This is a genomic window from Streptomyces sp. E2N166 (assembly GCF_003671715.1).
GTDB lineage: Bacteria > Actinomycetota > Actinomycetes > Streptomycetales > Streptomycetaceae > Streptomyces > Streptomyces thinghirensis.
Genome location: NZ_RAIF01000032.1, coordinates 156,087 through 162,086, shown reverse-complemented (window position 1 = coordinate 162,086; position 6,000 = coordinate 156,087). Strand labels below are relative to the sequence as shown.

Sequence of the window (6,000 nt, the reverse complement as noted above, 5' to 3'; positions counted from 1 at the left end):
CGGCCGGCCGCGACGTGCACCTGCTCGACGTCCGCGACCACTACGCGGCGGCAGCCGCCGAACGGCTGGTCGCCCAGCCGGTCCCCGCCGACGATCCGTTCTTCACCCCGCTGTCCCGCGCGCAGGTCGCGGACCTGTTCGACACCGTTCCGCGGCCCGAGCGGCCCGAGCCGGACGGCGTGCTGGTGGTGTTCGGGCCGGGCGCCGCACTGTGCGGGCCGGACGTGCTCTGGTACGCGGACCTGCCCAAGCGGTACGCCGAGGCGGCCGTGTCGAAAGGCGAGCTGCCGGTCGGCGTCAACCTCGGACGCCCGGGCGAACCGGGCGACCTGGTCCGCCTGTTCTACACCGACTGGCCCGTGCTGGACCGGCACCGTGACGCGATCGTCGGCCGGGTGGACCGGTGGATCGACCTGCGGGACACGGCCACGCCGGCCGCGCTGGACGGGACCGCGCTCCGCGGCACCCTGGCACACCTGGCCCGCGGCCCGGTACGCACCCGCCCCTACTTCAACTCCACCCCGTGGGGCGGCCAGTGGGCGGCGAGCGAGCTGGGCTTCACCCCCCGGGCGGGCAACACCGCCCTCGGTTACGAACTGATCGCCCCCGAGGCCGGAGTTCTCGTCGGCGAGAAGGGCGGGGCCCAGGTCGAGCTGCCGTTCCAGCTGCTCTGTGTCGAGCACCCGGAGGATCTGCTGGGTGCGGACGTGCACCGCCGGTTCGGCACGTCCTTCCCGATCCGGTTCGACTACCTCGACACGATGGGGGGCGGCAACCTGTCCCTGCACCTTCACCCGCGGGAGCAGTACATGCGGGAAGTGTTCGGCTGGCCGTACACACAGCACGAGACGTACTACGTCACAGCCGCCGAGGAGGACGCACAGGTGCTCCTGGGGCTCACCGAGGAGGCCGACCTCGAGATCATGCGGCGCCAGGTGGAGGACGCCATCGCCCACGGCACCCCCATGCCCGTCGAGGATCACGTACAAGCGCATCCGGCGACCGTGGGCCAGCTGTTCATGATTCCGGCCGGTACCCCCCACGCCTCCGGCGCGGGCAACCTGGTGCTGGAAGTGAGCGCGACCCCCTACCTGTACTCGCTCCGGTTCTACGACTGGCTGCGCAAGGACGCCGCCGGCGCCTCCCGGCCCCTGCCCTACCAGCACGGCTTCGCCAACCTGGACACGGCCAGGCGCGGTGCGGACGTCACGAAGGACCTCATCCAGCAGCCGCGCACACTCCGTGCCGGCGAGGGCTGGCGCGAGGAGGTCATCGGCGCCCTGCCCGAGATGTTCTACGCGGTGCACCGCCTTGTCGTGGCATCGGGCGCCGACGCCTCCGACGACACCGCGGGCCGCTTCCACATCCTCAACGTCGCCGCCGGACAAGGCGCCGTCATCGAGACCCGCGACGGTCGCACCCATTCCCTCGCGTTCGCGGAGACCATCACGATTCCCGCCGCCGTGGGCCCCTACCGCGTGCGCGCGCTGGGCGACCACGAGGTGCGGATCGTCAAGGCGCTGGTGGTCGAGCCGTGACGCCGGCCTCCACCGGGCGGGCCGGCATGCCCGTCCCGGCCCTCGACATCGGCGGTACGCATGTGACCGCCGCGCTCGTGAACCCCGCCACGAGCCGCCCCGACCCGTCCACGGTGATCCGCAAGCCGCTGCCTTCGCAGGCGGGCGCCGCCGCCATCCTCGACGGCATCGCCGCGGCAGCCCTGGCCCTGCCGACCGGGCACAGCCTGCGCTGGGGCGTGGCCATGCCCGGCCCCTTCGACTACGACACCGGTATCGGCCGCTTCACCGGCGTGGGCAAGTTCGAGTCCCTCTTCGGCGTCGATGTCGGGGCGGGCCTGCGGGAGCGGCTGCGCGGCCGGTCCGAGAAGCTGTGCTTCCTCAACGACGCCGACGCGTTCGCCATCGGGGAGTACGGCGCCGGGGCCGCCACCGGGCACGACCGGGTCGTCTGTCTGACGCTGGGCACGGGCGTGGGTTCCTCCTTCCTGTCCGCGGGCCGTCCCGTCCACACCGGCCCCGCGGTCCCGCCGAGCGGGCACGTGCACCACCTCACGGTGCACGGCCGACCGCTGGAGGACACCGTCTCGCGCCGTGGCATCCGCTCCCTGTACGGCCGTTCCACGGCGGCGGGTGCTGCCCGGCTCCCCGACGTCGACGAGCTGGCCGCGCGCGCCACGAAGGGCGACGCCGCGGCCGTAGAGGTATTCCGCTACGCTTTCGACGCACTCGGCCAGGCTCTGGCGCCATGGATCGACCGCTTCGCAGCCACCGCGGTGGTCATCGGTGGTTCCATGGCACAGTCGTGGAACTTGATCCACCCTGCGCTCACCACGGGGCTGGGTTCGGCCGGCAGAGCGGACGTTCCTGTCCTACCGGCCCGGCATCCCGAGGAGGCCCCCTTGATCGGGGCGGCTCACTGGGCACAGGACACATCGGACGCTTCGTGAGGACCGGGCGCCCGTGCAGGCAGGCAGCAGAAAGGGCAGGCGCATGACCGCTCGCCGGGGCAGCGGGCCGACCATGCTGGACGTCGGCAAGCTGGCGCAGGTCAGCGCCATGACCGTCTCACGCGTGCTCAAGAACGACCCGGGCGTGTCGGATTCGACGCGCGAGCGGGTCCACGCAGCGGTCGACCAGCTGGGCTACCGCCGCAACCAGACCGCGCGCAGTCTCCGCCTCGGGGGCAGCGGGATGATCGGCCTCGTGGTCACCAACCTGGCCAACCCCTTCTACTCCCGCCTCGCGCTCGGTGTCCAGGAAGTCGCGACGCAGTACGGCCTGCGCATGCTGCTCAGCAACTCCGGCGAGCAGGCCGACCGGGAACCCGAACTCATCGACGGGCTCGTCGACCACCAGGTCGAAGGGCTGATCGTCGTCCCGGCGGGCAGCCGGCAGCAGCATCTGGCCCGCGCCATGCGGCACGTCCCGGTCGTCTTCGCCGCGCGGCCGCCCGCCGGACTGGACACCGACTGCGTCCTGGTCGAGGACTTCCACGGCGCGCGCGAAGCCACCGCCTGCCTCCTGGCCGAGGGACACACCCGTGTCGCCTTCCTCGGCAATCCGCCGGCGCTCTACACCGGCGCCGAGCGGCTGCGGGGCTTCTGGGCGGCACACGAGGAGATCGGCATCGCGCCGGACCACGCCCTCATCCGCCAGGGCCTGGTCGACTCCGCGACCGCGGAGCAGGCAGCCCTCGACCTGCTCGGGCAGGCCGAACCGCCCACCGCGCTGTTCTGCACGAACAACCGCATCAGCCAGGGCGCGATCCGGGCCCTGTACAAGGCGGGTACCACGCTGCCCCTCGCCGGTTTCGACGACTTCGACCTGTCCGACGTCCTCGGCCTGCCGCTGACCCTCGTCTCCTACGACGCCGACGAGATCGGGCGCCAGGCCGCACGTCTGCTGATCGACCGACTCGAACACCACGACACGGCGCCTCCGGCCTCCCGCCGCATCTCCGTACCCACCCGCGTCGTCCGCCACGGCACACCCTCCGGACAGCAGCCGAGCCGTCCGCCCGCCGACGCCTGACACCTCCGCCCGCGAGAGCCTGGCCGCCCCTATCCCGTATCGCCGTATCGCCGTATCGCCGAATTTCCGCATCTCCGTTGGCGACGGGCGGTGCCGCAAGAGGTGTGTGCCGCACCGCTCCCGCCCGGTGACCCGGAGACCACTCGCGGCCGACCGCCGAAAGGCTGCTCCATGCGCTTTCCCACCAGTGTCGAAGACCACCCCGTCGTCCAGCGGGCAGTGCACCGACTGGACGAGCTCGGCGATCCGCGCTTCGGCCGGACGCTGGTGCGCTGCCTGGACGACACCCTGGCGCGCACCATCCGGCCCATGCCCGACGGCACCGCCTTCGTCGTGACCGGCGACATCCCCGCCATGTGGCTGCGCGACTCCTCGACGCAGATGATGCCCTACCTGGCCCTCGTGCGAGAGGACACGGCCCTGCAGGAACTCCTGCTCGCCGTACTGCGCCGCCAGTTCCAGCAGATCGCACACAATCCCTACGCCAACGCCTTCAACGCCGAACCCACCGGGCACGCGCACGACCCCGGCGACCTGTGCGCGGATCCATGGGTGTGGGAGGAGAAGTACGAGGTCGACTCCCTGGCCTTCCCGCTCCTGCTGGCCCATCGCTTCTGGGCGGCCACCGGACGAACCGATCACGTCCCTCCGGCGCTCCGGACAGCGCGTACCGTCATCGCGGTGTGGCGCACGGAGCAGGACCACGAGCGCCTCTCCGCCTACCGCTTCCTGCGCCGGGACTGTCCGCCGGGCGACACCCTCCAGAACGCGGGACGAGGCACGCCCGTGGCCCGGACCGGGATGACCTGGAGCGGATTCCGGCCCAGCGACGACGCGTGTCGCTACGGCTACAACATCCCCGCGAACCTGTGTGCCGCCGCCGCCCTCGACGGCGCCGCCGAACTGGCGCACCACGTGAACGACACAGAGCTCGCCGAAAGCGCCGCCCGACTGGCGGCGGAACTGCGAGCGGCCACCATGCGGCAAGGCACCGTCCACCACCCCGAGTTCGGTTTGATCTACGCATACGAGGTGGACGGCAGGGGCAACGCGCTCCTGATGGACGATGCCAACATGCCCGGATTGCTCTCGCTGCCCCTGATCGCGAACGTCCCCGCCACGGACGCGGTTTACCTCGCCACCCGAAAGTTCGCCCTCTCGCCGGCGAACCCCACCTGGCACCGGGGAACAGCTGCCGAGGGCATCGGCAGCCCGCACACACCCGATGATCACATCTGGCCCATCGCCATCGCCGTACAGGGCCTGACCAGCAACGACAGTGCGGAGCGCGTCACAGCTATGAAAACGCTTCTCTCGACCGACGCGGGCACAGGCCAGATGCACGAGTCGTTCCACAAGGACGACCCCCACCGATTCACCCGCCCATGGTTCTCCTGGGCCAACGCCATGTACGCCGAACTCGCCCTGGACATCGCCGGACTCGGCAACCGGCCCCTGTGGGCCTCGGAAGGCGGACCGGCGTCCCCGGCTGACAAGCTCTGACCAAGGGCTGGGAGCACTCCTCGGCACCTTGCGCGACTGCGGCTACCCGAGGGCGTCGCGGCCGGCGCGGCAGCGGATGAGCGGCCAGGGCGTTGCCGAGTCCCAGCGCGAACTTGCTCGCGCTGTTCCAGGGTGACGGGCTCCGGGTGTCGTCGAGTGCGTCGGTGCAGGAAACGCGCGCACGCAGCCGGGAGAGGGCTCCAGCCACCACCAGCGGCCCTCTCTCCCCTCTGCCTCCGCCTGGCCGCGGGATGGCCCCGTCGCCCACGAGCGCGGTCGACGTGCACCCGCACCGCGCCCTTGATCAGCCTGCTTCGGTCAAGGCTGCGTGCGCGGCGGCGAGGATCTCCCCGGAGAGCGGGGAGCCCTTGGTGGCCCGAGACAGGACCAGCGCACCGAACAGGGTGCAGAGGCGGACGATGCCGTCCTGGTCGTCGCCGGCCAGGAAATCGGCGAAGTCGGCCACCCCCTCGGCGTAGACGCGACGGGCTTCGCGTCCCCCGCCCTCGCGCGCGATGTCGGTGGCGAGCGCGGCGACCGGGCAGCCGTCCGCCGGGTCGTCGCGGTGCTCGACGGAGAGGTAGGCGTCGATCAGCGACTGCTGGGCGGCGGCGCGCTGCCCGTCGTGCCGCTCGAGCCCGGTGCTGTAGCGCTGGGCGAGCTCGGCGAAGGCGTGGGCGGTGGCCTGGTCGACGAGCGCCTCCTTGGAGGCGAACTGCTTGTAGAAGGCGCCGTGGGTCAGACCGGCCGCCTTCATCAGGTCGGCGACGCTGACCTGCACGCCCTGCTCCCGGAAGAGCCGGGACGCGGTATCCACCACCCGCCTGCGATTTTCCTCCGCCTGCGCCTGCGATACCCGGCCCATGACCACCTCCCCATTTGGATGTCGACTGGCATCTATCATAGACCCGAGTTTAGATTGCATCCATAATCTAATTTGTCACGG

The 6,000-nt window shown here is 71.4% G+C and carries 5 protein-coding genes; 4 read left to right on the top strand and 1 reads right to left on the bottom strand.

The window, feature by feature from the left end; all coding sequences use genetic code 11:
• The 4 genes from EBH09_RS27820 to EBH09_RS27805 form a co-directional block, all read left to right on the top strand.
• A partial coding sequence (locus EBH09_RS27820; RefSeq protein ID WP_121749690.1) for a class I mannose-6-phosphate isomerase occupies positions 1-1,538 on the top strand: 1,538 nt, incomplete at its 5' end.
• A complete protein-coding gene (locus EBH09_RS27815) occupies positions 1,535-2,467 on the top strand; it encodes an ROK family protein (RefSeq protein ID WP_121749689.1) in 933 nt (310 codons plus the stop codon). The genes EBH09_RS27820 and EBH09_RS27815, both read left to right, overlap by 4 nt.
• A 43-nt stretch (positions 2,468-2,510) precedes the next feature.
• Positions 2,511-3,551 carry a LacI family DNA-binding transcriptional regulator gene (locus EBH09_RS27810; protein WP_121749688.1) on the top strand — a complete coding sequence of 347 codons (1,041 nt, stop codon included), beginning with the start codon at positions 2,511-2,513 and terminating at the stop codon, positions 3,549-3,551.
• Positions 3,552-3,722: 171 nt separating this feature from the next.
• Complete coding sequence (locus tag EBH09_RS27805; RefSeq protein WP_121749687.1) at positions 3,723-5,054, top strand: glycoside hydrolase family 125 protein; 1,332 nt, start codon at positions 3,723-3,725, stop codon at positions 5,052-5,054.
• A gap of 304 nt (positions 5,055-5,358) precedes the next feature.
• Here EBH09_RS27805 and EBH09_RS27800 read toward each other — a convergent pair whose 3' ends face one another.
• Complete coding sequence (locus EBH09_RS27800) at positions 5,359-5,919, bottom strand: TetR family transcriptional regulator (RefSeq protein WP_121749686.1); 561 nt, start codon at positions 5,917-5,919, stop codon at positions 5,359-5,361.
• Positions 5,920-6,000: the final 81 nt, after the last annotated feature.

What these genes read in the sequence shown, in the direction of transcription:
- EBH09_RS27810 (WP_121749688.1), top strand. Translation starts at nt 2,511, where the DNA reads ATGACCGCTCGCCGGGGCAGCGGGCCGACCATGCTGGACGTCGGCAAG.
- EBH09_RS27805 (WP_121749687.1), top strand. Translation starts at nt 3,723, where the DNA reads ATGCGCTTTCCCACCAGTGTCGAAGACCACCCCGTCGTCCAGCGGGCA.
- EBH09_RS27800 (WP_121749686.1), bottom strand. Translation starts at nt 5,919, where the DNA reads ATGGGCCGGGTATCGCAGGCGCAGGCGGAGGAAAATCGCAGGCGGGTG.